The organism is Bartonella sp. AA81SXKL, assembly GCF_042196945.1.
In the GTDB taxonomy this organism is placed as follows: Bacteria; Pseudomonadota; Alphaproteobacteria; order Rhizobiales; family Rhizobiaceae; genus Bartonella.
The window spans coordinates 1-1,333 of sequence record NZ_JBHIRH010000086.1 but is presented as its reverse complement, the minus strand read 5'-3'; the positions used below and the strand labels follow the sequence as shown (position 1 = coordinate 1,333).

The window sequence follows — 1,333 nt, the reverse complement described above, 5'->3', positions numbered from 1 at the left end:
ATGCGATCTACAAATCAGAAAAAAAGTAAGTGAGATTTGTTTCTCTTAGTTTTGTGAAGTTTGAAGTATGCGGTGTATTTCTGAATTAAGTTAGTCCACTTTTTTAAACTTATGACTACACGCTCTGTCATAGCACACATATAAATACGTAGAGCCTTAAGGGGGGATTATGATCACTCATGCACAAACTATTCTCTGTCTTGATCTAGGAAGCAAGACGGGCTGGGCGATATGTGGTGCGGATGGTCATATATTCAGTGGCGTCATGAATTTTCAGCCCCGTCGTTTTGAAGGCGGTGGGATGCGTTATTTGCGTTTTAAACAATGGCTTACTGAAATGAAGATGACAGCAAGGAGAATTGATGCGGTGTATTTTGAAGAAGTGCGCCGTCATGTAGGGACGGATGCAGCGCATGTTTATGGCGGCTTGTTAGCAACCTTAACGGCGTGGTGTGAACATCACCAAATTCCTTATGAAGGCATTCCCGTTGGGACGATTAAGAAAGAAACGACAGGAAAAGGCAATGCCTCAAAAGAAGAGATGATTAAAGCGGTGTGTGCAAAAGGGCACGCGCCTAAAGATGACAACGAAGCAGATGCTTTGGCAATTTTATATCTAATGAAAGAAGGGGGTACGCATGTCTAATGCAATGCCATGGGTAAGATTTTATTTGTATGACTGGATAAGTGGTACAAATGGAATGACATCTGAACAACGGGGGGTGTATATAACCCTTCTCGTTTGCATGTATGAAAAAAAAGAACCACTTAAAACAGATTTTGAAACGCTTGCACGCGTTTGTCATTGTTCGCAGAAAAAATTTGCAGCTATTGTCGAATATCTCATGAGAAATGATAAACTTATTGAGATAGATGGTCGTTTATGGAATCTCGATGTTGAAGAGGAACTCAATAACCTCAGTGAAGAGTTAGATAATTTTACCTTTAATAATAATGAAGAAAAGGAGGTAAAATATGTCAACTAAATTGGCTTGGACGAGACTTAATACAGACCAGTGGCTATTTAAACTCTCTGATTTACCACCTATGGAAGTCAATGTTTATGTGAAGTTGCGGATAAGAATGTTACACATGCGGGAACCTCTTTTGAATGATGCACGAATATTATCTCATTTTACTTGTTGTACAGTAAAAAGATTTGAAAAGGCGTTAGATTATTTATTTAGATCTGGGCACATCATTTCTTTAGAAGATGGTCGTTTGTGGAGTTCAGATGTTGAGGAAGAACTCAATAACTCAAATGAAAATATAAATAAATTTTCAGAGAGAGCAAAGAAAGCAGCACAGGCAAAATGGGAAAAACATCATAAAG

2 protein-coding genes and 1 pseudogene are annotated in these 1,333 nt (G+C 38.5%); all 3 read left to right on the top strand.

Going from position 1 to position 1,333, the window contains the following annotated elements:
• Positions 1-169 precede the first annotated feature (169 nt).
• Positions 170-646: a crossover junction endodeoxyribonuclease RuvC gene (locus tag ACFINZ_RS09660; protein ID WP_375701407.1), complete on the top strand. Its 477-nt coding sequence runs from the start codon at positions 170-172 to the stop codon at positions 644-646.
• Entirely contained in the window at positions 639-986 is a 348-nt protein-coding gene (locus ACFINZ_RS09655; protein ID WP_011180298.1) for a DUF1376 domain-containing protein, read from the top strand. The genes ACFINZ_RS09660 and ACFINZ_RS09655 overlap by 8 nt, the downstream gene beginning before the upstream one ends.
• Positions 976-1,333 (top strand): annotated as a pseudogene (locus ACFINZ_RS09650) (hypothetical protein); the annotation flags it as partial. The gene ACFINZ_RS09655 and the pseudogene ACFINZ_RS09650, both read left to right, overlap by 11 nt.